The organism is Citrobacter sp. Cb004 (genome assembly GCF_030337065.1).
GTDB classification, from domain to species: Bacteria; Pseudomonadota; Gammaproteobacteria; order Enterobacterales; family Enterobacteriaceae; genus Citrobacter; species Citrobacter braakii.
This window is the reverse complement of the sequence record NZ_JAOWCH010000042.1, coordinates 15,721-37,343: the sequence shown is the minus strand read 5'-3', so window position 1 is coordinate 37,343 and position 21,623 is coordinate 15,721. Positions and strand designations below refer to the sequence as shown.

General features: G+C 52.3%; 23 protein-coding genes. 14 read left to right on the top strand and 9 right to left on the bottom strand.

The window, feature by feature from the left end:
• The first annotated feature begins 10 nt into the window (after positions 1-10).
• Genes fdoH through fdhE form a run of 3 tightly spaced genes read left to right on the top strand, consistent with a single transcriptional unit; the run spans position 11 to position 2,471 of the window.
• The gene (gene fdoH, locus OGV65_RS03655; protein ID WP_016155183.1) at positions 11-913 is read left to right on the top strand and encodes a formate dehydrogenase O subunit beta; all 903 of its coding nucleotides are present in this window, start codon (positions 11-13) and stop codon (positions 911-913) included.
• On the top strand, positions 910-1,545 hold the full coding sequence (gene fdoI, locus OGV65_RS03650) for a formate dehydrogenase cytochrome b556 subunit (protein ID WP_003028686.1): 636 nt from the start codon (positions 910-912) through the stop codon (positions 1,543-1,545). The genes fdoH and fdoI overlap by 4 nt, the downstream gene beginning before the upstream one ends.
• Entirely contained in the window at positions 1,542-2,471 is a 930-nt protein-coding gene (gene fdhE / locus OGV65_RS03645; protein WP_003028685.1) for a formate dehydrogenase accessory protein FdhE, read from the top strand. Before fdoI ends, fdhE begins: the two co-directional genes overlap by 4 nt.
• Before the next feature lie 36 nt (positions 2,472-2,507).
• Here fdhE and OGV65_RS03640 read toward each other — a convergent pair whose 3' ends face one another.
• Together OGV65_RS03640 and OGV65_RS03635 are read right to left on the bottom strand one after the other, a co-directional pair.
• Positions 2,508-2,882, bottom strand: a complete 375-nt coding sequence (locus OGV65_RS03640) for a type II toxin-antitoxin system VapC family toxin (protein ID WP_200080372.1) — start codon at positions 2,880-2,882, stop codon at positions 2,508-2,510.
• Positions 2,882-3,124, bottom strand: a complete 243-nt coding sequence (locus tag OGV65_RS03635) for a ribbon-helix-helix domain-containing protein (RefSeq protein WP_016155181.1) — start codon at positions 3,122-3,124, stop codon at positions 2,882-2,884. The genes OGV65_RS03640 and OGV65_RS03635 overlap by 1 nt, the downstream gene beginning before the upstream one ends.
• 204 nt (positions 3,125-3,328) lie before the next feature.
• On the opposite strand from OGV65_RS03635, the gene OGV65_RS03630 reads away from it, so the two are divergent.
• From OGV65_RS03630 to OGV65_RS03620, 3 genes are all read left to right on the top strand, one after another.
• Positions 3,329-4,258: an alpha/beta hydrolase gene (locus OGV65_RS03630; RefSeq protein WP_286454617.1), complete on the top strand. Its 930-nt coding sequence runs from the start codon at positions 3,329-3,331 to the stop codon at positions 4,256-4,258.
• Between the two features lie 84 nt (positions 4,259-4,342).
• The gene (locus tag OGV65_RS03625) at positions 4,343-4,654 is read left to right on the top strand and encodes a type II toxin-antitoxin system HigB family toxin (protein WP_019077936.1); all 312 of its coding nucleotides are present in this window, start codon (positions 4,343-4,345) and stop codon (positions 4,652-4,654) included.
• Complete coding sequence (locus tag OGV65_RS03620) at positions 4,651-5,103, top strand: helix-turn-helix domain-containing protein (protein WP_080859878.1); 453 nt, start codon at positions 4,651-4,653, stop codon at positions 5,101-5,103. The genes OGV65_RS03625 and OGV65_RS03620 overlap by 4 nt, the downstream gene beginning before the upstream one ends.
• Before the next feature lie 17 nt (positions 5,104-5,120).
• Here OGV65_RS03620 and fabY read toward each other — a convergent pair whose 3' ends face one another.
• From fabY to OGV65_RS03590, 6 genes are all read right to left on the bottom strand, one after another.
• Positions 5,121-6,062, bottom strand: a complete 942-nt coding sequence (gene fabY / locus OGV65_RS03615) for a fatty acid biosynthesis protein FabY (RefSeq protein ID WP_003825286.1) — start codon at positions 6,060-6,062, stop codon at positions 5,121-5,123.
• A gap of 44 nt (positions 6,063-6,106) precedes the next feature.
• Entirely contained in the window at positions 6,107-6,544 is a 438-nt protein-coding gene (gene dtd, locus OGV65_RS03610) for a D-aminoacyl-tRNA deacylase (protein ID WP_016157874.1), read from the bottom strand.
• Positions 6,541-7,413 (bottom strand): virulence factor BrkB family protein, encoded by an 873-nt coding sequence (locus tag OGV65_RS03605; protein WP_019077938.1) that lies wholly within the window; start codon positions 7,411-7,413, stop codon positions 6,541-6,543. The genes dtd and OGV65_RS03605 overlap by 4 nt, the downstream gene beginning before the upstream one ends.
• The gene (gene yihX / locus OGV65_RS03600) at positions 7,407-8,006 is read right to left on the bottom strand and encodes a glucose-1-phosphatase (RefSeq protein WP_016155174.1); all 600 of its coding nucleotides are present in this window, start codon (positions 8,004-8,006) and stop codon (positions 7,407-7,409) included. The genes OGV65_RS03605 and yihX overlap by 7 nt, the downstream gene beginning before the upstream one ends.
• A gap of 104 nt (positions 8,007-8,110) precedes the next feature.
• Positions 8,111-8,914 (bottom strand): DeoR/GlpR family DNA-binding transcription regulator, encoded by an 804-nt coding sequence (locus tag OGV65_RS03595; RefSeq protein WP_016155173.1) that lies wholly within the window; start codon positions 8,912-8,914, stop codon positions 8,111-8,113.
• Between the two features lie 33 nt (positions 8,915-8,947).
• Positions 8,948-9,844 (bottom strand): sugar kinase, encoded by an 897-nt coding sequence (locus tag OGV65_RS03590; RefSeq protein WP_141876131.1) that lies wholly within the window; start codon positions 9,842-9,844, stop codon positions 8,948-8,950.
• Positions 9,845-10,010: 166 nt separating this feature from the next.
• Here OGV65_RS03590 and yihU point away from each other — a divergent pair, with 166 nt between their 5' ends.
• From yihU to ompL, 8 genes are all read left to right on the top strand, one after another.
• Entirely contained in the window at positions 10,011-10,901 is an 891-nt protein-coding gene (yihU, locus tag OGV65_RS03585; protein WP_279266675.1) for a sulfolactaldehyde 3-reductase, read from the top strand.
• Between the two features lie 19 nt (positions 10,902-10,920).
• Entirely contained in the window at positions 10,921-11,796 is an 876-nt protein-coding gene (yihT, locus tag OGV65_RS03580; protein ID WP_286454616.1) for a sulfofructosephosphate aldolase, read from the top strand.
• A gap of 12 nt (positions 11,797-11,808) precedes the next feature.
• Entirely contained in the window at positions 11,809-13,050 is a 1,242-nt protein-coding gene (yihS, locus tag OGV65_RS03575; RefSeq protein WP_016155169.1) for a sulfoquinovose isomerase, read from the top strand.
• Between the two features lie 18 nt (positions 13,051-13,068).
• Entirely contained in the window at positions 13,069-13,911 is an 843-nt protein-coding gene (locus tag OGV65_RS03570; RefSeq protein WP_286454615.1) for an aldose-1-epimerase, read from the top strand.
• A 48-nt stretch (positions 13,912-13,959) separates the two neighbouring features.
• On the top strand, positions 13,960-15,996 hold the full coding sequence (locus OGV65_RS03565) for an alpha-glucosidase (protein ID WP_286454614.1): 2,037 nt from the start codon (positions 13,960-13,962) through the stop codon (positions 15,994-15,996).
• A 45-nt stretch (positions 15,997-16,041) separates the two neighbouring features.
• Entirely contained in the window at positions 16,042-17,424 is a 1,383-nt protein-coding gene (locus tag OGV65_RS03560) for an MFS transporter (protein ID WP_016155166.1), read from the top strand.
• A gap of 46 nt (positions 17,425-17,470) precedes the next feature.
• Positions 17,471-18,892: an MFS transporter gene (locus OGV65_RS03555; protein WP_016155165.1), complete on the top strand. Its 1,422-nt coding sequence runs from the start codon at positions 17,471-17,473 to the stop codon at positions 18,890-18,892.
• A gap of 66 nt (positions 18,893-18,958) precedes the next feature.
• Complete coding sequence (gene ompL, locus OGV65_RS03550) at positions 18,959-19,651, top strand: porin OmpL (RefSeq protein ID WP_286454613.1); 693 nt, start codon at positions 18,959-18,961, stop codon at positions 19,649-19,651.
• A gap of 69 nt (positions 19,652-19,720) precedes the next feature.
• On the opposite strand, the gene typA is transcribed toward ompL, so the two are convergent.
• The gene (gene typA, locus OGV65_RS03545) at positions 19,721-21,544 is read right to left on the bottom strand and encodes a ribosome-dependent GTPase TypA (RefSeq protein WP_008786988.1); all 1,824 of its coding nucleotides are present in this window, start codon (positions 21,542-21,544) and stop codon (positions 19,721-19,723) included.
• Between the last annotated feature and the right edge of the window lie 79 nt (positions 21,545-21,623).

The window sequence follows — 21,623 nt, the reverse complement described above, 5'->3', positions numbered from 1 at the left end:
GAGACGACCTATGGCTTATCAATCGCAAGACATCATTCGTCGTTCCGCCACTAACGGTTTCACCCCCGCGCCTCAGGCGCGGGACCATCAGGAAGAGGTGGCGAAGCTTATCGACGTCACCACCTGTATCGGCTGTAAAGCGTGTCAGGTGGCGTGTTCAGAATGGAACGACATCCGTGATGAAGTGGGCAACAACGTTGGGGTGTACGACAACCCGGCTGATTTGACCGCTAAATCCTGGACGGTAATGCGCTTCTCGGAAGTGGAACAAAACGACAAACTGGAGTGGCTTATCCGCAAGGATGGCTGTATGCACTGCGCCGATCCGGGCTGCCTGAAGGCGTGTCCGGCCGAAGGAGCAATCATTCAGTATGCCAACGGTATCGTCGACTTCCAGTCCGAGCAGTGCATCGGCTGTGGCTACTGTATCGCGGGCTGCCCGTTCGACGTGCCGCGCCTCAACCCGGAAGACAACCGCGTTTACAAATGTACGCTGTGCGTTGACCGTGTAGTGGTCGGACAAGAACCAGCCTGCGTGAAAACGTGTCCAACCGGCGCTATTCATTTCGGCACTAAAGAGTCGATGAAAACGCTGGCCGGTGAGCGCGTGGCGGAGCTGAAAACGCGTGGTTACGAAAACGCGGGTCTGTACGATCCGGCAGGCGTTGGCGGTACGCACGTGATGTACGTATTGCACCATGCGGACAAGCCGAGTCTGTACCACGGCCTGCCGGAGAACCCGGAAATCAGCGCCACCGTGAAGTTCTGGAAAGGCATCTGGAAACCTCTCGCTGCCGTCGGCTTTGCAGCGACATTTGCGGCCAGTATCTTCCACTACGTCGGCGTAGGCCCGAACCGTGCGGAAGAGGAAGAAGACAATCTGCATGAAGAAAAAGACGAGGTGCGCAAATGAAACGACGTGACACCATCGTGCGCTACACGGCGCCGGAACGCATCAACCACTGGATCACCGCCTTCTGTTTCATTCTGGCGGCAGTGAGCGGGATGGGTTTTCTCTTCCCGTCTTTTAACTGGCTGATGCACATCATGGGCACGCCGCAACTGGCGCGAATTGTGCACCCGTTTGTCGGCGTGATCATGTTTGCCTCGTTTATCATCATGTTTTTCCGTTACTGGCACCACAATCTAATCAATCGGGATGATATCTTTTGGGCGAAGAATATTCGTAAGATTGTCGTCAACGAGGAAGTAGGTGACACGGGACGTTATAACTTCGGCCAGAAATGCGTATTCTGGGCGGCGATTATCTTCCTGGTCCTGTTGCTGGTGAGCGGAGTGGTCATCTGGCGTCCGTATTTTGCGCCTGCTTTCTCAATCCCGGTGATCCGATTCGCGTTAATGCTGCATTCATTTGCCGCAGTAGCGTTAATTGTGGTTATCATGGTGCACATTTACGCCGCCCTTTGGGTGAAAGGCACCATTACCGCGATGGTGGAAGGATGGGTTACCAGCTCATGGGCGAAGAAACATCACCCGCGCTGGTACCGTGAAGTCCGCCAGAAACAGGAAAAGTCATCTGAATGAGTATTCGCATAATCCCGCAAGATGAGCTGGAGAAGAGCGAGAAACGCACGGCGGATATGATTCCGCCGTTATTATTCCCCAGACTCAAAAATTTGTATAACCGCCGCGCTGAACGTCTGCGCGAGCTGGCCGAGAACAACCCGCTGGGTGATTACCTGCGTTTTGCCGCGCTGATCGCTCACGCGCAGGAAGTGGTGTTGTACGACCATCCGCTGCAGATGGATCTGACCGCTCGCATCAAAGAAGCGAACGATCAGGGCAAACCGCCACTGGATATCCACGTTCTGCCACGCGACAAGCACTGGCAAAAACTGCTGCAATCGCTAATTGCTGAGCTGAAGCCGGAAATGAGCGGCCCTGCGCTGGCCGTGATCGAGAATCTGGAAAAAGCCTCGGAGCAGGAGCTGGAACTGATGGCCAGCGCGCTGTTTGCCTCCGATTTCGCCTCCGTCAGCAGCGACAAAGCACCGTTCATTTGGGCTGCCCTGTCGCTCTACTGGGCGCAGATGGCGAGCCTGATCCCCGGCAAAGCCCGTGCGGAATACGGCGAACAGCGTCAGTACTGCCCGGTGTGTGGTTCAATGCCGGTCTCCAGCATGGTGCAAATCGGTACCACTCAGGGGCTGCGCTATTTGCACTGCAACCTGTGCGAAACCGAGTGGCACGTGGTGCGCGTGAAGTGCAGCAACTGCGAGCAGAGCCGTGATTTGAACTACTGGTCGTTGGATAACGAACAGGCGGCCATTAAAGCTGAAAGCTGCGGCGATTGCGGGACTTACCTGAAGATTCTCTATCAGGAAAAAGACCCAAAAGTCGAGGCCGTAGCCGACGATCTCGCTTCACTGATGCTGGACGCACACATGGAGCAAGAGGGCTTTGCCCGCAGCTCCATCAACCCGTTCCTGTTCCCGGGTGAAGGGGAGTAAGTTCTTCGCACTACCGGGCGGCGCAGGTCGCCCGGGTTATAACGTATACGGTGTGACCACGCCGGATATGCCTGCAAAATCCCTGGTATTACACGTAACCAGTGTAAGACGATGAATCTGCGCAGTGGCCAAAATGATGGCATCCGGCAATTTCATCCCATATTCCTGCCTGATACTCACGCTTCGTTCAGCAATATCCTGTGAAACACCGATCACATTAAAAGCGCCTAGCGCAACGCGTGTGCGAGATTCCTGATGATATTTTTTTGCGCCCACCATCAACTCCATCCATGTAATGAGGCTGATTGCGTTCTGCGGCGGCCATGTTTCTATCGCTAGTTTTGCTTCACTTCGCCCGCTAAACAGGTCGATGAGGATGTTGGTATCAAAAAGCGCAGATCCTGTGACCATTACCATTCCTCACGGAGTTTACGCTGATAATCAACGCCATCTTCCTCACAACCTTGCCATAGCCCAAGAGCACGTGAAATTGTCGTTTCAGCTTGATCCTGCCTCTCAAGATACTGTTCAACAGCCTCCCGCAAAAGCTCGGCCCGCGGCAGATTACGCTGCACCTTGAGATCATCAAGACGTTTGATCACTTCGTCTGATAAATCGAGTAAAATTCTGCCCATATCCATCCCAGCCATCATACTCACATATACCTCCAGTATATCATTGGCGATTAATTTCCACACAACATACACCCGAGAAAAGCGAGAAAATAGCCTTCACGCGAACGATTTTTACTTTTGCGAGCCGCTTTCCAGAATCGTACACCCGTCACTTTTCCCATTCTCATTCGTGGCTATCCAGGTTATAAAACTGTATATCCATACAGATAAGGAAAATAATAAATGGCACTGGAAAGCGGGATTGCACAGCTGGTTGAGGCATTTATCGCAGCGGGACGCCCTTCTTCGCGCGAGCAAAATATTGATGAACGGAGAGCAGGCTACATTGCCAGCACGGTACTGGCAGGAGAAACTGAAACCCGCGTACAGGTTGAAGATATTGAACTCGATGCAATGACATTTCGCGTTGTTTCGCCGCGGGACGCCACGGAAAATCGACCCTGCGTTATCTATTATCACGGCGGCTGCTTTGTCAGTGGTGGATTCGCGACGCATGATAACCAGCTAAGGCAGCTCGCCTGGTACAGCGGCTGTCGGGTCATTGCGGTGCAGTATCGCCTTGCACCAGAGCATACTTTCCCGGCTGCACATAACGACGCTGAAACGGGAGCCAATATTATCTGGAAGTATGCCCAGAAACTGGGTGTCGATCGCGGCAGGATTACGCTTGCTGGCGACAGTGCGGGCGGGCATCTGGCGCTGATCACTGCACTGCGCCTGAAAGCTGCCAATCAATGGCAACCTGCGCAGCTAATGCTGATTTACCCGATGCTGGACGCGACCGCCAGGTTTGAGAGCTACGACCGAAATGGGCAGGATTACATTATCACACGTGACACGTTGCTTTCGGGCTACGAGATGTATTTGCCGCAAACCGATCTGCGGCATCCCGAAGCCAGCCCAGTCTGGCGTGAAGACTTCAACGGTCTGCCGCCCACGCACATCATTACAGCCGAATTCGATCCACTGCGCGATGAGGGCGAGGCCCTGTATCAACGGTGCCTGGAGCAGGGCGTGGAGTGCACCTGTCAACGCTATCTTGGCGTTATCCACGGATTTTTCCAGCTGGCAGGAGTGAGCCAGGCGGCACGAAATGTTATGCGAGATGTGGCCTGGCGCGTCGTAAATCCTGTATCAGGAAGACATGCTTGATTAATATTTTGCTTTCATCTTGAAAACTTAATTACCTTGCGTTATTTTGTTTTCAGGTTGAAAACCTTGTAATGGAACTACACCATGCATGTTATCAGCCGAAAACCTTTCAACGAGGCAATACTCCGTTTTCCAAACCACATGGCAGCACTCGTTGATTTGCTGAATATTTTAGAGAAAAAAATGTTCCACACTCCTGAAGAGATGAAGCAGTACATACCTTCACTGGATAATTTTAAATACAGAAATAAATGGTGGGTGATTAATGTTTCAGGTAACTGCTTGAGACTTATTGCCTATATTGATTTCAAACTGCAAAAGGTATTTGTGAAGCATATCGTTCACCATGCCGAGTATGACAGACTAACCACATACTATCGGGGTCACAAAGAATGAGAACGCATGAAAGCCATCAGATAGACACAGCCAGTGTAAAATTGATGATCGATACCTTTACCGATGCAGTGAAAAAAATCCCCCTGTTAGGCAAAGAACAAAATGAGGCAGAGTACCGAAAAGCACTCGCTTTGGTGGAGTTTCTGGTTGATCGTAACGACCTGGAAAACCCGTTGTTTGAGCTGCTTTCAGCTCGGATCCGCGACTACGAAAAACATGCGCCTGAGTTCAGTGCCCTCAACCAACAACTGGAACATACTCCTCATGGCGTTGCGTTACTGCGTACGCTCATGGATCAATATGGTCTCAAAGCAGCAGATCTTGCCAACGAACTTGGTTCAAAATCCAATGTCAGCAACATCTTGAATGGTCGCAGAGCACTGACTGTAAGTCATATTAAAATGCTCGCAGAACGCTTTAACCTTCCGGCAGACGCATTCATCGAGTAAAGAGGATCCCCTCTGACCTACTCTTCCTCATTCCCGCCCTCTTCATATGCGCCAAACGGTTTCGCGGGTAGCACAATGTAGGTACCTTCAAACACGACGCCCGGCGTGTCATCGCCAAACACCCCGACCTGCATCTGAACGCGCGCCTTGCGGCCTCTTGCCAGACGGTCCAGGTCACCGCTCAGCGAGCCCAGATCGGCAATAGCGGTAGGTTTCCCGGTAATTGGCCTGCTGTATCGGATATGCGCGTCGGCGAGGATTATCGTCCCCCCCAGATGACGCTCGCGCAGCATCAGCCAGATAAGCCCCCAGCCCGTTAACGTCGCCAGTGAAAACAGGCTTCCGGCAAACAGCGTATGGTGCGGGTTCTGATTGCCAGTCTCTGGCATCGTAGTAATAAATTTCTGCCCGGTGTACTGCTGAATGCGCACGCCCATTTTCTCACTCAATGGAATATGTTCGTACCAGGCTTGCTGTAGCTGTCCGCACCAGTCCCCGCGATGGAGAATGTCATCCAGCGTTGCGATGGGTTTAATCATCAAAAAATGGCGCACCGGCGTGGTTTGTGGCGTGGTAATTTCGCCCTGACTCACAAACCCCAGTTTGGCGAAAAATTCGACCGCATCTTCACGGGCGCTACAGGTTACGCGCTTTACCCCTTCCTGACGCGCCACAGACTCCAGGGTCATCGCCATCAGCGTGCCCAGCCCTTTCTCCTGCACAGAGGGGTCAACGGCCATAAAGCGTATGGAGGCTTCATTATCCGCATTGATATACAGACGCCCGACCGCGACCAGATTTCCCTCTTCGTCCACCACCATCTGGTGATGCGCCATCGCGTCCCAGGCATCCCGTTCGGAGCCTTTGGGCTGGTGCAACGGTTTACGCAACATCTCCCAGCGAAACTGGTAGTAACGCTCCAACTCTTCTTCTGTTTGCGGTACTCGAAGGTGATACATAGTCGTATTCTCTCTTGTTGCCCGCGGCCACACCGGTAGCTGGTTCATACTTGTAACCAGAACGTCACGGGGCCATCATTAACCAGTGAAACCTGCATATCCGCAGCGAATCGACCGGTTTGCGTATTCATTTCCTGTTGGCGGCAACGCTCAACAAAGTATTCATACAGCGCTTCTGCCCGCTCGGGCGAAGCGCCTTTCGAAAACCCCGGGCGCATGCCACGTTCGGTATCTGCCGCCAGCGTGAACTGTGAAACCACCAGCACACTGCCACCTGATTGCTGCACGTTGAGGTTCATTTTTCCTTCGGCATCGCTAAAGATTCGATAGCCGAGTACGCGCTCGCACAGACGGTTTGCTTTCTGTTCGTCATCATCCCTTTCGACACCTAACAGGACCAAAAGTCCTGGGCCAATTTCACCCGTCACCTCGCCCTCCACGGTGACGCTGGCACGGGTTACGCGCTGAATTAATGCAATCATGGTTGATCTGCTTCTTCTTGTTCTGCGGCTTGTTTAAGTTTGCGGTATTCCCCGAGAGTGACAGTTATTTCCGCGCCAAGCAAGACGATACACCACGTCCAGTATACCCAGACAAATAAAATAGGGATCACCGCCAGGACACCGTAAATGAGCTGATACGACGGGAACATCGTGATGTAGAGCGCAAATCCTTTCTTTCCGGCCTCGAACAACACGGCGGCCACAAAGGCGCCAATAACCGCATCACGATTGGGCACACGCGTAGTCGGTACAATGCTGTAAAGCAGCCAGAACGAGAGCCAGGAAAGCACCAGAGGGAAAATACGCAAGACGTCATCAATCACCGAGTTGAGATCGCTGGCCCAGCGCAATGACAACAAATAAGAGCTGATCGCCAGACTGGCCCCCGCCAGCAGCGGCCCCAGCGTTAAGATCATCCAGTAGACGGCGAAAGAGTAAACTTTGGGACGAGTGCGCTTACTGCGCCAGATAGTATTCAGAGCATTATCAATGGCATACATCAGCAATAACGCCGTGACAATCAGCCCACATGCCCCAACGGCCGTCATTTTGTTCGAGTTGGCGACAAACTGTTCGATATAACGCTGGATGACGTCTCCCGTCGCCGGGATAAAATTTGCGAAAATAAAATGACGTAGCTGGGCACTGACGTCGGAAAACATCGGAAATGCGGCGAAAAGAGCAAACACAACGGCGATAAGCGGCACTAATGAGAGCAGTGAAACGTAGGCAAGATTCCCTGCCAGCGTCGTCATGTTGTCCTCATCAATCCGCTGCCATAGTAGCTTCAGCCAGGCCCGTACAGGACGCGTATGGTGCCTGGCTTGTTGCTGAACATTTTTTAGCATAACAACTTCGCGAAATAGTCAGGAATGGTCGTTTTATCGACGACCTGGATACTGGTAATCCCTAACCGGTTAGCTCCTTCAATATTATCGGCGTTGTCGTCAAAAAAGACCGCATCTTCCGCAGAAAAACCTTCAGACTGCAGGACATGCTGGTAAATCCGCGCTTCCGGTTTTCGCATGCCCAGATCCTGGGAAAGATAAATATGGTCAGCAGCCTGACGAATTTCAGGATATTCATCCGGCCAAAATGTTGTGTGCAGACGGTTAGTATTCGACAAGACGACCACCCGATGCCCCTGCTCACGCAGCTTATGCATGATGTCGATGACTTCAGGGCGCAATGCCACAAAAACGGCCTGCCAGCCGTGAGAGAACTGCTCGTAACTTAGCGGCAGCGCCATGTCATGACATAGCGCCTCGGCAAAGGCTTCATCCGTTATTTCACCTCGCTCGTGCTGGTGAAAAGCCTCCCCCATGGTGAAACTTTGCTTCAGCGAGGCCAGCGGTACACGGCTCAGATCGCTCCATGTGCCCAACACGCGGTTGAAGTCGATATCGACAATCACATTACCTAAATCAAAGATATAGAGCATGCCCTTCTCCTTATTCGCCGTGGATGAATAACTGTAGCGGGAAAGGAGAAGTTTGACTATGTGAGAGTGATGGCTTCGAACTTATCGAGCCATCATCTGAGGAATTACACGGCCAAAGCATCATCTTGTGAAGGACTCACCTGCACAATTTCAACCTGTTGTGACTGGAGTAAATTATGCAATGCGGGACCTGGGTATTCATCGGTAAACAGCGCGGTCACCTGAGAGACGTTACCAATTTCTACCGCGGCAGAAGCCGTATATTTCGTATGATCCGCTGCCAGCAGAATGTGTCTTGAGTGCGACATCATCGTTTTCACTACGCTGGCTTCATTGACATCAAACTCCAGCAGCGCGCCATCACTTTCGATCGCGCCAACGCTGGTTACCAGGTAGTCGGCCCGAAAATCAGCGACAAATGCCGAGGCAGAAGGACCAATGATGCCACTGTTGTGCGGGCGTAACGTTCCCCCCGGCACCATGACTTCAAAACGTGGATTGTTATAAAGAATGTGCGCCACGCGCAGACTGTTGGTGATAATGCGCAAATGATTATGGTTTAACAGCGAGCGGGCCACCTGCTCAACGGTGGTGCCAATGGTAATAAACACCGTTGACCCATCGGGAATGTAGTCCGCCACCGCTTCCGCGATGGCTTTTTTCTCCTCCGTCCAGGAGACTTCACGCTGCTCAAACGCCGTATTCACCACGCTGGAGGCTCTACCCGCGCCACCATGATGACGCGTAATTAATCCCTGCTCGCTGAGTTTACGAATATCACGACGCACGGTCTGCGTGGACACATCCAGCAGGCTGGCCAGCTCGTCGATATTCATATAACCGCGCTCGCTAATCAGCATAAGCAGTTGATCGTGTCGCGGGTTACCGGTCAGTTCGGTAAGACTCATGAAATTTCCTCGAAAAACCATTGCCCTGGCATTTTATACAAAAAGTGACAGAAAAGATCGGGTTTGATCACAGTCAGGGATTCCGGCCCTTCCTCCCGGACGCGTACATTTTAGCGCAGCAACCCCGCTGGCGAACCTGACGGCCTCTTCCGGGAGGTCGCCACCGGCCAGGCTAAACGCGAGCGCACCATGGAAAACATCCCCCGCCCCCGTAGTGTCAACAACGTCGACTTTAAATCCAGATTGATGCTGCAACGTATTATTTTTTATCCAGTCACAGCCTTCACTGCCCCGCGTTACATAAACGTGACCATTTGTGAGCGTTTGTGCTTGTTTCAGTCCGGCTTCAGGATCGTTTATCCCGGTTAAACGCGCCAGACCGGGTTCAGAAAACGCAGCATGATCGCTTAACGCCACCAGCTCGCGGATATCTTGTGGCGTTACGTCACCATCCAGTACCGTCATCACTCCCGCCCGACGTGCCAATGTGAACGCCTGCCTGGCCCCTTCGTGCCAGCGAACATCCGCCAACACCACATCCCACTGGGTAAAATCGATCTCATTGAGCCAGTCAGCATCATGCAGTAAATCCGGGCTGGGATAGTTAACGATAATCCGTTCCCCTTGCGCATCAACCATAATTGCCGATTGTGAAGACTTCGCCCCCGCGTAGCGCCGGGAATAGCGGGTATTTACCCCCAGGGACTCCAGCTCCGCCAGCAAGCTATTTCCGGTGTCGTCATCGCCCACACGGCCAATAAAGTCCACCTTAGCGCCCAGCTTCGCTGCAGCCACTGCGGCCGTTGCAGCAGGCCCGCCGCCCACTTCCGTATAACGCTTCGCCACATACTTACCTCCTTCAGTCGGTAAACCTTCCACGTAATAGATGCGATCCATCACGGCAATACCTACACAAGCAATACGAATCATGGTCGTTCCTTAGGCGTTTCAAGATGGGATCATTTTAATTTCACAAAATGTTTAAAAAGTGACGGCTGTCAATTTTTTGACCATAAATTACAAATACGATCAAAAACAGACAGAAACAAACGACCTTAAATGACAAAAAATGACATCCACGTCTCAGGAGAACGTTATGGCAGTTATAGCATTTATCGGATTAGGTCAGATGGGTTCACCCATGGCGAGCAACTTGCTGAAGCAGGGTCATCAACTCAGCGTCTTTGACGTTAACCCGGATGCCGTTCAGCGCCTGGTGGAAAAAGGAGCACAGCCTGCCAGTAGCCCAGCTCAGGCAGCACAAGGTGCAGAATTTGTCATCACCATGCTGCCAAACGGCGATCTGGTGCGCAGCGTATTGTTCGGCGAGCAGGGTATTTGCGAAAGCCTCTCCCAGCAGGCGTTAGTAATTGATATGTCGACTATTCACCCACTGCAAACCGATAAACTCATCGCCGATATGCGTGCCAAAGGCTTCGATATGATGGATTGCCCGGTTGGACGCACCTCCGATCACGCCATAGCGGGAACGCTGTTGCTGCTGGCAGGTGGAACGGCACAGCAGGTAGAACGCGCCACACCGGTTCTGATGGCGATGGGTAATGAATTGATCAATGCAGGTGGTCCCGGTATGGGGATCCGCGTGAAGCTCATCAACAACTACATGAGTATCGCGCTAAACGCCCTCTCTGCCGAAGCCGCCGTGTTGTGCGAGGCACTTGGTCTCTCCTTCGATGTGGCTTTGCAAGTCATGAGCGGCACCCCCGCCGGAAAAGGCCACTTTACTACCTCCTGGCCGAACAAAGTGCTGAAAGGCGATCTTTCCCCGGCTTTCATGATCGATTTAGCTCACAAGGATCTTGGCATCGCCCTGGACGTTGCCAACCAATTGCACGTGCCGATGCCGCTCGGCGCCGCCTCCCGCGAAGTCTATAACCAGGCACGGGCCGCTGGCCGTGGCCGGGAAGACTGGACCGCAATACTCGAGCAGGTTCGGGCATCTGCCGGACTGAATTCCCAACTTTGATAAGTAAAAGGACTGAACAATGACCAAGTACACCCTGAAAGATATCACCCGAGCTTCCGGCGGATTTGCCATGCTGGCGGTCGATCAGCGCGAAGCCATGCGCTTAATGTTTGCCGCCGCGGGTGCAAAATCCCCGGTCAATGACAGCGTGCTGACTGATTTCAAAGTCAATGCGGCGAAGATCCTTTCCCCCTATGCCTCCGCCATTCTGGTCGATCAGCAGTTCTGCTACCGCCAGGTTGTAGAGCAAAACGCGGTCGCCAAAAGCTGCGCCATGATTGTGGCCGCTGATGAGTTCATTCCGGGTAACGGTATTCCGGTCGATAGCGTGGTGATTGATAAAAAAATCGACCCGCAGACCGTGAAGCAAGATGGTGCCAAGGCCCTCAAACTGCTGGTGCTGTGGCGTAGCGATGAAGATGCCCAACAACGTCTTGATATGGTGGGAGAATTCAATGAACTGTGCCATTCCAATGGCCTGCTGAGCATCATCGAGCCGGTTGTTCGCCCACCACGTCGTGGCGATAAGTTCGATCGTGAACAGGCCATTATCGATGCCGCGAAAGAACTGGGTGATAGCGGTGCCGATCTCTACAAGGTCGAAATGCCTCTGTACGGCAAAGGAACCCAACAAGAGCTGCTTAGCGCCTCTCAGCGCCTGAATGAAAACATCAACATGCCGTGGGTCATTCTCTCCTCCGGTGTGGATGAAAAACTGTTCCCACGCGCGGTCAGCGTAGCAATGACCGCTGGCGCATCCGGCTTCCTGGCCGGACGTGCGGTCTGGTCATCCGTGGTTGGCCTGCCGGATACCGAACTGATGCTGCGTGATGTTTCCGCACCTAAGTTGCAGCGTCTGGGCGATATCGTCGATGAAATGATGGCCCGGCGCTAAGAGGATCTCAGAATGAAATGGTTTAACACCCTAAGCCACAACCGCTGGCTGGAGCAGGAAACAGACCGCATCTTTAACTTTGGGAAGAACGCTGCGGTACCTACCGGATTTGGCTGGCTGGGAAACAGTGGTCAGGTCAGAGCAGATATGGGGACACATCTGTGGATCACCGCCCGCATGCTGCACGTCTACTCCGTTGCCGCGTCAATGGGTCGGCCTGGCGCATACCAACTCGTCGATCACGGCATTAAAGCGCTGAACGGTGCGCTGCGCGACACACGCTACGGCGGTTGGTACGCCTGCGTAAATGACGAAGGCGTGATGGACGCCTCCAAGCAGGGTTATCAGCATTTCTTCGTTTTGCTCGGCGCGGCAAGCGCGGTCACTACCGGTCATCCACAGGCCAGACAATTGTTGGATGATGCCATCGAGGTGATTGAAAAGTACTTCTGGAGCGAAGACGAGCAGATGTGCCTGGAGTCCTGGGACGAAGCCTTCAGCCAGACGGAAGATTACCGTGGCGGTAACGCCAACATGCACGCGGTCGAGGCTTTCCTGATCGTTTATGACGTTACCCATGACCGTAAATGGCTCGATCGCGCACTGCGAATTGCTTCGGTGATTATTCACGACGTGGCCCGCAGCGGGGAGTATCGCGTCAACGAGCACTTCGATTCACAGTGGAACCCAATCCGCGATTACAACAAGGATAACCCTGCTCACCGTTTCCGCGCATACGGCGGCACGCCGGGCCACTGGATCGAATGGGGCCGTCTGATGCTGCATCTGCATGCCGCGTTGGAAGCCCGCTTCGAAACGCCTCCCGCCTGGCTGCTGGAAGATGCCAAAGGCTTGTTCCACGCCACCATCCGTGATGCCTGGGCACCGGACGGTGCGGATGGTTTTGTCTATTCGGTGGACTGGGACGGTAAACCAATCGTTCGCGAAAGAGTGCGTTGGCCGATAGTCGAAGCCATGGGTACCGCCTATGCCTTGTATACCCTCACCGGCGACAGCCAGTACGAAGCCTGGTACCAGAAGTGGTGGGATTACTGCATCACCTATCTGATGGACTACGAGACCGGTTCATGGTGGCAGGAGTTGGACACCGATAACAAAGTGACCACCAAAGTCTGGGACGGTAAGCAGGACATTTATCACCTGCTGCACTGCCTGGTAATCCCGCGTCTACCGCTGGCTCCGGGCCTTGCTCCGGCGGTTGCTGCCGGTCTTCTGGATATCAACGCCAAATAAGTCACAAGGATAGCAGCCATGCATAGTGGTGGAAAAACCATTCATCTTCAGGCCGGACACTACCAGGCGAAAATCGTCACGGTTGGCGCTGGGCTAGCAGAATTGATGCATCGTGGGCGTCACATCGTTATTCCACATAAGCCGGAAGAGATGCCGCAGGCGCATTTAGGAAAAGTGTTAGTCCCATGGCCAAACCGCGTTGCAGACGGCTGCTATCAACATAACGGCAAGACCTTCCAGCTTGCCGTTAACGACCCTATTTCGCATACCGCCATTCACGGGCTGTTGGCCTGGCGGGACTGGCAGATTAACCAGCAGTCGGCATCGGAAGTGTCGCTGATGATTTTTCTGCCGCCCTCTTATGGTTATCCCTTTGCGCTGGTTTCAGAGGTGATTTACCGACTCGGGGCAGACTGTGGATTGCACGTGTTTATTCGTACACAGAATGTGGGTGATGAAATCGCACCGTATGGCGCGGGAGCACATCCTTACTTGACCTGCAATCTACACCCCATCGATGGCTGTGAATTAACGCTTCCGGCGAGTGAAGAAACATGTGGTGAACGGGATTTCACCACGCCGCGACTCATTGCGCAGACCACTATCGATCATACGTTCAGGACGTTGCCACCTGATGCAGAGTGGGAAGTCAGGATGACCAGTCAATCGCAAAACATGTCCACCTTTTTACGCAGCCACCAGCCCTGGCTGCAGATATATACCGGCGAGAAATTAGCAAGGCGCGGCCTGGCAGTTGAACCGATGACCTGCCCGCCAGACGCCTTTAACTCCGGAATTAGCCTGATTCATCTCGCGCCCGGAGAAGCGCATCAGATGCATTTTTTAATCGGCAGTGAATAACAGTTTTCCGACAAATTACCGAATTACCCTATTTTTACGGAGACGATAATGAATTCGCTACAACAACGGTCAACCGCTTTAGAACTAACGACGTTACAGAATGGCTTTACGCTGACATACCACCAGCGCCTGATTTTACGTCACAGCACAGAAACCCCCTGCCTGTGGATCGGCGCTGGCGTTGCCGATATTGATATGTTCCGCGGCAACTTCAGCATTAAAGACAAGCTCAATGAGAAGATTGCCCTGACCGACGCCACGGTCAGCGAGTCGCCTGACGGCTGGCAGGTGCATTTCAGTCGCGGTAACACCATCAACGCCACGCTGCACATCTCCATCGATGAACAGGGTCGCCTGAAGCTGGATCTGCACAACGATGACCTCAGCCATAACCGCATCTGGCTGCGTCTGGCTGCCAACCCGGACGATCATATTTACGGCTGCGGTGAACAGTTCTCTTATTTCGACTTACGCGGTAAACCGTTCCCACTGTGGACCAGCGAACAGGGCGTGGGCCGTAACAAAAATAGCTATGTCACTTGGCAGGCAGACTGCAAAGAAAATGCCGGTGGTGACTACTACTGGACCTTTTTCCCGCAGCCGACCTTCGTCAGCACGCAGAAGTACTACTGCCACGTTGATAACAGCTGCTATATGAATTTCGACTTCAGCGCGCCGGAGTATCACGAACTGGCATTGTGGGAGGACAAAACCACCCTACGATTTGAATGCGCTGACACCTACATCTCTTTACTGGAAAAACTGACCGCGCTGTTAGGACGCCAGCCGGAGCTGCCGGACTGGATCTACGATGGCGTCACGCTCGGTATTCAAGGCGGTACTGAGGTTTGCCAGAACAAACTGGACACCATGCGTAACGCAGGCGTGAAAGTAAACGGCATCTGGGCGCAGGACTGGTCCGGGATCCGCATGACCTCCTTTGGCAAACGCGTGATGTGGAACTGGAAGTGGAACAGCGACAACTATCCTCAGTTGGATAGCCGTATTAAGCAGTGGAAAGAAGAAGGTGTGCAATTCCTCTCCTACATCAACCCGTACGTCGCCAGCGATAAAGATCTCTGCGCCGAAGCGGCTGCGCACGGTTATCTGGCGAAAGATGCCTCTGGCGCTGACTATCTGGTTGAGTTTGGCGAGTTTTACGGCGGCGTGGTGGACCTGACCAACCCTGAAGCCTACGCCTGGTTCAAAGAAGTCATCAAAAAGAACATGATTGAGCTGGGATGCGGCGGTTGGATGGCCGACTTTGGCGAATACCTGCCAACCGACACTTACCTGCACAATGGCATTAGCGCTGAAATTATGCATAACGCCTGGCCTGCGCTGTGGGCGAAATGTAACTACGAAGCGTTACAGGAGACTGGCAAGCTCGGCGAGATCCTGTTCTTTATGCGTGCGGGTTACACCGGCAGCCAGAAATACTCCACCATGATGTGGGCAGGCGATCAGAACGTTGACTGGAGCCTTGACGACGGTCTGGCTTCCGTCGTTCCTGCTGCGCTGTCACTGGCGATGAGCGGTCATGGTCTGCACCACAGCGATATCGGCGGCTACACCACCCTATTTGAAATGAAACGCAGCAAAGAGCTGCTGCTGCGCTGGTGTGACTTTAGCACCTTCACACCGATGATGCGCACCCACGAAGGTAACCGCCCTGGCGATAACTGGCAGTTTGATGGTGATGCTGAAACCATCGCCCACTTTGCTCGTATGACCACCGTCTTTACCACCCTTAAACCGTATCTGAAACAGGCGGTCGCGCAAAACAGCGCCACCGGTCTGCCAGTGATGCGTCCGCTATTCCTACATTACGAAGACGATGCACGGACCTACACCCTGAAATATCAGTACCTGCTGGGACAGGATGTGTTGGTTGCGCCGGTTCACGAACAAGGCCAGCAAAACTGGACGCTGTACCTGCCGGAGGATAGCTGGGTCAACATCTGGACCGGGGAAACTTACCAGGGCGGTGAAATTACCGTGGATGCGCCTATTGGCAAGCCTCCGGTGTTTTATCGCGCGAAGAGTGAATGGGCGTCACTGTTTGCCACTTTACGCAACATCTAATGCGGCTCGCCCGTGGGGAAACTCGCGGGCACATGGAGAATAATAATGAGTCAGACTTCCTCTAATCCGGCAACCCTACGCTTGCCGTTCAAAGAAAAACTCGCCTATGGGATGGGTGATTTAGGCTCCAATATCCTGCTGGATATTGGTACGCTCTATTTACTCAAGTTTTATACCGATGTCCTTGGCTTACCTGGAACTTATGGCGGTATCATTTTCCTCATCGCCAAGTTTTTTACCGCGTTTACCGATATGGGCACCGGGATTATGCTTGATTCCCGCCGCAAAATCGGCCCGAAGGGAAAATTCCGTCCGTTCGTTCTTTATGCCGCATTTCCGGTTACCTTGCTGGCGATTGCAAACTTTGTCGGTACACCGTTTGAAGTAACCGGTAAAACGGTCATGGCAACAGTGCTGTTTATGCTGTACGGATTGTTTTTCAGCATGATGAACTGCTCTTATGGTGCGATGGTTCCCGCGATTACGAAAAATCCTGACGAACGCGCGTCGCTTGCCGCCTGGCGGCAAGGTGGCGCAACCCTGGGTCTGTTGCTGTGTACCGTCGGTTTTGTTCCCGTAATGAACCTGATCGAAGGCAACTCGCAGCTGGGTTATATCTTCGCCGCCACGTTGTTTTCTCTGTTTGGCCTGCTGTTTATGTGGCTCTGCTATGCCGGGGTAAAAGAACGTTACGTGGAAGTGAAACCCGTTGATGCCGCGCAAAAACCGGGATTGCTGCAATCCTTTCGCGCCATCGCCGGTAACCGCCCGCTGTTTATTCTGTGCATTGCCAACCTTTGCACGCTTGGCGCGTTTAACGTCAAGCTGGCGATTCAGGTCTACTACACCCAGTACGTTCTTAATGACCCGATCCTCCTTTCCTGGATGGGCTTTTTTAGCATGGGTTGTATCTTCATCGGCGTCTTCTTGATGCCTGGCATGGTCAGACGTTTCGGCAAGAAAAAAGTCTACATCGGCGGTTTGCTGATTTGGGTGGCGGGCGATCTGCTTAACTACTTCTTTGGCGGCGGCTCCGTCAGTTTTGTCGCGTTCTCTTGTCTGGCGTTCTTCGGCTCGGCATTCGTCAACAGCCTGAACTGGGCGCTGGTCTCCGATACCGTGGAATATGGCGAATGGCGTACCGGCGTACGCTCTGAAGGTACGGTATACACCGGTTTCACCTTCTTCCGTAAAGTGTCACAAGCGCTGGCAGGATTCTTCCCGGGCTGGATGCTGACGCAAATCGGCTACGTCCCCAATGTGGTGCAATCTGCAAGTACGGTCGAAGGATTGCGTCAGTTGATCTTTATTTATCCTTGCGCCTTGGCGGTGATCACCATTGTAGCTATGGGCTGTTTCTACAACCTTAACGAGAAGATGTATGTCCGCATCGTTGAAGAGATAGAAGCGCGTAAACAACCCGTTTGATAATAATAATGAATAGCGCTCTACGGGGCGCTATTGAGGAGCGATTATGTCTTTTCATGATCCGCTAACGCTAAAACTGAGCCTGCGTGAAAAATTCGCCTACGGAGTGGGTGACTTCGGCTCAAATTTGATGCTGTGTATCGGTACGCTGTATCTGCTTAAATTTTATACCGATGAACTAGGGATGCCGGCGTATTACGGTGGGATTATCTTTTTGGTGGCGAAGTTCTTCACCGCTTTCACTGATATGTTGACCGGTGTGTTGCTGGACTCAAGGCGTAATATTGGCGCAAAAGGGAAATTCAGGCCCTTTATTTTGTATGCATCATTTCCTGTTGCTGTCGTTGCCAGCGCGCAGTTTTTAGCGACAGATTTTACGCTAACGGTGAAAACCGGGCTAGCGACAGTGTTGTTTATGCTGTTCGGGCTGTTCTATAGCCTGATGAACTGCTCCTACGGCGCGATGGTGCCCGCGATCACGAAAAACCCGCATGAACGAGCTCAGCTCGCCGCCTGGCGTCAGGGCGGCGCTACCGTAGGCCTGTTACTGTGTACTGTTGGCTTTATGCCTATTCAGGCGCTATTTGTTAGTTCACCTTCGCTGGGTTATCTGATTGCCGCACTGATCTTCTCCGTCTGCGGACTGTTCAGCATGTGGTGGTGCTTTAGCGGTGTGAAGGAACGCTATATCGAAATCGTGCCGGATCACCATAAGCCCAGCATTCTCAAGTCGTTCTGCGCCATTTTCCGTAACCCTCCACTGCTGGTGCTGTGTGTCGCCAATCTGTGCACGTTGGCGGCATTCAACATCAAGCTGGCGATCCAGGTGTATTACACCCAGTACGTGCTCAACGATATTCATCTGCTGTCGTGGATGGGTTTCTTCAGCATGGGATGCATTCTGGTTGGGGTACTGCTGGTTCCCACAGCTGTAAAACGCTTCGGTAAAAAGCAGGTTTACCTCGGTGGCCTGGCGCTATGGGCTATCGGTGATGTGCTGAACTTTTTCTGGGGCAGTACGTCATTTTTATTCGTCACGTTCTCTTGCATGGCCTTCTTCGGAACCGCTTTTGTTAACAGTCTAAACTGGGCACTGGTTCCGGATACGGTCGATTATGGCGAATGGAAAACGGGGATCCGTGCGGAAGGTTCGGTGTATACGGGTTATACCTTTTCTCGCAAAATTTCTGCTGCGCTCGCAGGCTTCCTGCCGGGCATCATGCTGACGCAAATCGGTTATATCCCCAATATAGTCCAGAGCGATGCCACACTGCTCGGTTTACGTCAGCTTATTTTCCTCTGGCCTTGCGGACTTGCAATTATTGCAGCACTCACGATGGGCTTCTTTTATAAGCTCAACGAAACTCGTTTTGCTTTTATTATTGAGGAAATCAGCCAACGGAAGAAAAACAACATCCAACCGGACCCTATTACTAATAAAAAGAACACCTCTGCTGTAAACGTATAAAAATAATTGCCGCCTATTCCATCCCAATGGATGGCGGCCTCCCTACGCGTAAAAAATGGATTTATCATGAAAAAATTAACGACAATAATTCTCTTAACCTCTGTAGTATCAACCTCTGCTTTCGCTGGAGCCTATGTAGAAAACCGCGAAGCATATAACCTGGCCTCCGACCAAATGGAGGTCATGCTGCGCGTTGGCTATAACTCCGATATGGGCGCAGGTATCATGCTCACGAATACCTACACTATGCAGCGCAAGGATGAGTTAAAACACGGCTATAACGAAATAGAGGGTTGGTACCCGTTATTTAAACCGACAGATAAATTAACAATCCAGCCTGGAGGGTTAATAAACGATAAGAGTATTGGCTCAGGTGGTGCTGTTTATCTGGATGTTAACTATAAATTTACTCCGTGGTTTAATCTTACCGTGCGTAATCGATATAACCATAATAACTACAGTTCAACCGACCTAAACGGTGAGCTGGATAATAATGATACCTATGAAATAGGCAACTACTGGAACTTTACCATTACCGATAAATTTTCCTATACCTTTGAACCGCACTATTTTATGCGAGTCAATGACTTCAATAGCAGCAACGGAAAAGATCATCACTGGGAAATTACCAATACCTTTAAGTATCGTATCAATGAGCACTGGTTACCCTACCTTGAATTACGCTGGTTAGATCGCAATGTTAAACCCTATCATCGCGAACAAAACCAGATTCGTGTTGGGGCAAAGTATTTCTTCTAATTCTCCTGATGATAAAAAAAGCCGCTGAAATCAGCGGCTTTTTTATGCTTACCTGAGAAAGAGCGTTAATTACTCTTCTTTCGCGCCACGCATTGCACGGCGACGATCGTTTTCAGTCAGGTGACGCTTACGGATACGGATAGAGGTTGGGGTAACTTCTACCAGTTCGTCGTCATCGATGAATTCCAGAGCCTGCTCCAGAGTCATCTTAACCGGCGGAACCAGAACCGTTGCTTCGTCAGTACCGGACGCACGCATGTTGGTCAGTTTCTTACCGGTCAGGCAGTTTACAGTCAGGTCGTTAGAGCGGCTGTGAATACCGATGATCTGGCCTTCGTAAACTTCAGCACCGTGACCCAGGAACAGCTTACCGCGGTCCTGCAGGCTGAACAGTGCGAACGCAACTGCTTTACCCTGGCCATTGGAGATCAGTACGCCGTTCTGACGCTGACCCACATCACCCGCGCGAACATCGTCGTAGTGGCTGAAGGTGGAGTACAGCAGACCGGTACCGGAAGTCATGGTCATGAATTCTGAACGGAAGCCGATCAGACCACGGCTTGGGATCACGTAGTCAAGACGTACGCGGCCTTTGCCATCTGGATTCATGTTTTTCAGGTCGCCTTTACGCTCACCCAGAGCCTGCATGACAGAACCCTGATGCTGCTCTTCTACGTCCAGCGTTACGTTTTCGAACGGCTCTTGTTTACGGCCGTCGATTTCGCGGAAGATTACTTTCGGACGGGAAACCGCCATTTCGAAACCTTCACGACGCATGTTCTCGATCAGAACAGACAGGTGCAGCTCACCACGACCGGATACACGGAACGCATCCGCATCTTCGGTTTCTTCGACGCGCAGCGCAACGTTGTGCACCAGCTCTTTGTTCAGGCGGTCAAGGATCTGACGAGAGGTAACATATTTACCTTCTTTACCACAGAACGGGGAGGTGTTTACGCAGAAGAACATGGTTACGGTCGGTTCATCAACGGACAGAGCCGGCAGCGCTTCGACGTTCTGCGGGTCGCAGATGGTGTCGGAGATGTTCAGTTCGCCCAAACCGGTGATCGCGATGATATCGCCCGCTTCGGCAATATCACTCTCGATACGTTCCAGACCCAGATGGGTCAGAACTTTACCGACTTTACCGTTACGGGTTTTGCCTTCGCTATCAATGATAGTGATCTGCTGGTTCGGTTTAACTTTACCGCGTTTGATACGGCCGATGCCGATTACGCCAACGTAGTTGTTGTAGTCCAGCTGAGAGATTTGCATCTGCAGCGGGCCATCAAGGTCTACGCTTGGAGCCGGAACACGATCAACGATGGTCTGATACAGCGGAGTCATGTCTTCAGCCATATCTTCGTGATCCAGACCTGCGATACCGTTCAGCGCGGAAGCGTAAACGATCGGGAAGTCCAGCTGCTCGTCGGTAGCGTCGAGGTTAACGAACAGGTCAAATACCTGATCAACAACCCAGTCAGGACGCGCGCCAGGGCGGTCAACTTTGTTGATAACAACAATTGGCTTCAGGCCATGGGCAAAGGCTTTTTTGGTCACGAAGCGCGTCTGCGGCATCGGACCATCCATTGCATCCACCACCAGCAGCACGGAGTCGACCATGGACATTACACGTTCAACTTCACCACCGAAGTCGGCGTGCCCTGGGGTATCAACGATGTTGATACGGTAGTCATTCCATTTGATAGCGGTGTTTTTAGCGAGGATGGTAATCCCACGCTCTTTCTCCAAATCGTTGGAGTCCATCACGCGCTCTTGGGTTTCAGCACGTGCATCGAACGTACCGGATTGTTGGAGCAGCTTGTCTACCAGGGTCGTTTTACCATGGTCTACGTGCGCGATGATGGCGATGTTACGCAAATTTTCGATCACAACTTTGCCTCAGGCATTTTAGAAATAGCGCGTTATTGTACACGGATTAATCGCAGTACAAAACAGGATCACAAACATC

What these genes read in the sequence shown, in the direction of transcription:
- OGV65_RS03635 (WP_016155181.1), bottom strand. Translation starts at nt 3,124, where the DNA reads ATGATGGCTGGGATGGATATGGGCAGAATTTTACTCGATTTATCAGAC.
- fabY (WP_003825286.1), bottom strand. Translation starts at nt 6,062, where the DNA reads ATGTATCACCTTCGAGTACCGCAAACAGAAGAAGAGTTGGAGCGTTAC.
- fdoH (WP_016155183.1), top strand. Translation starts at nt 11, where the DNA reads ATGGCTTATCAATCGCAAGACATCATTCGTCGTTCCGCCACTAACGGT.
- OGV65_RS03570 (WP_286454615.1), top strand. Translation starts at nt 13,069, where the DNA reads ATGCATAGTGGTGGAAAAACCATTCATCTTCAGGCCGGACACTACCAG.
- ompL (WP_286454613.1), top strand. Translation starts at nt 18,959, where the DNA reads ATGAAAAAATTAACGACAATAATTCTCTTAACCTCTGTAGTATCAACC.
- OGV65_RS03625 (WP_019077936.1), top strand. Translation starts at nt 4,343, where the DNA reads ATGCATGTTATCAGCCGAAAACCTTTCAACGAGGCAATACTCCGTTTT.
- OGV65_RS03620 (WP_080859878.1), top strand. Translation starts at nt 4,651, where the DNA reads ATGAGAACGCATGAAAGCCATCAGATAGACACAGCCAGTGTAAAATTG.
- OGV65_RS03590 (WP_141876131.1), bottom strand. Translation starts at nt 9,844, where the DNA reads ATGATTCGTATTGCTTGTGTAGGTATTGCCGTGATGGATCGCATCTAT.
- yihT (WP_286454616.1), top strand. Translation starts at nt 10,921, where the DNA reads ATGACCAAGTACACCCTGAAAGATATCACCCGAGCTTCCGGCGGATTT.
- OGV65_RS03555 (WP_016155165.1), top strand. Translation starts at nt 17,471, where the DNA reads ATGTCTTTTCATGATCCGCTAACGCTAAAACTGAGCCTGCGTGAAAAA.
- OGV65_RS03560 (WP_016155166.1), top strand. Translation starts at nt 16,042, where the DNA reads ATGAGTCAGACTTCCTCTAATCCGGCAACCCTACGCTTGCCGTTCAAA.
- OGV65_RS03630 (WP_286454617.1), top strand. Translation starts at nt 3,329, where the DNA reads ATGGCACTGGAAAGCGGGATTGCACAGCTGGTTGAGGCATTTATCGCA.
- dtd (WP_016157874.1), bottom strand. Translation starts at nt 6,544, where the DNA reads ATGATTGCATTAATTCAGCGCGTAACCCGTGCCAGCGTCACCGTGGAG.
- OGV65_RS03605 (WP_019077938.1), bottom strand. Translation starts at nt 7,413, where the DNA reads ATGCTAAAAAATGTTCAGCAACAAGCCAGGCACCATACGCGTCCTGTA.
- fdoI (WP_003028686.1), top strand. Translation starts at nt 910, where the DNA reads ATGAAACGACGTGACACCATCGTGCGCTACACGGCGCCGGAACGCATC.
- fdhE (WP_003028685.1), top strand. Translation starts at nt 1,542, where the DNA reads ATGAGTATTCGCATAATCCCGCAAGATGAGCTGGAGAAGAGCGAGAAA.
- yihU (WP_279266675.1), top strand. Translation starts at nt 10,011, where the DNA reads ATGGCAGTTATAGCATTTATCGGATTAGGTCAGATGGGTTCACCCATG.
- OGV65_RS03595 (WP_016155173.1), bottom strand. Translation starts at nt 8,914, where the DNA reads ATGAGTCTTACCGAACTGACCGGTAACCCGCGACACGATCAACTGCTT.
- yihS (WP_016155169.1), top strand. Translation starts at nt 11,809, where the DNA reads ATGAAATGGTTTAACACCCTAAGCCACAACCGCTGGCTGGAGCAGGAA.
- OGV65_RS03640 (WP_200080372.1), bottom strand. Translation starts at nt 2,882, where the DNA reads ATGGTCACAGGATCTGCGCTTTTTGATACCAACATCCTCATCGACCTG.
- yihX (WP_016155174.1), bottom strand. Translation starts at nt 8,006, where the DNA reads ATGCTCTATATCTTTGATTTAGGTAATGTGATTGTCGATATCGACTTC.
- OGV65_RS03565 (WP_286454614.1), top strand. Translation starts at nt 13,960, where the DNA reads ATGAATTCGCTACAACAACGGTCAACCGCTTTAGAACTAACGACGTTA.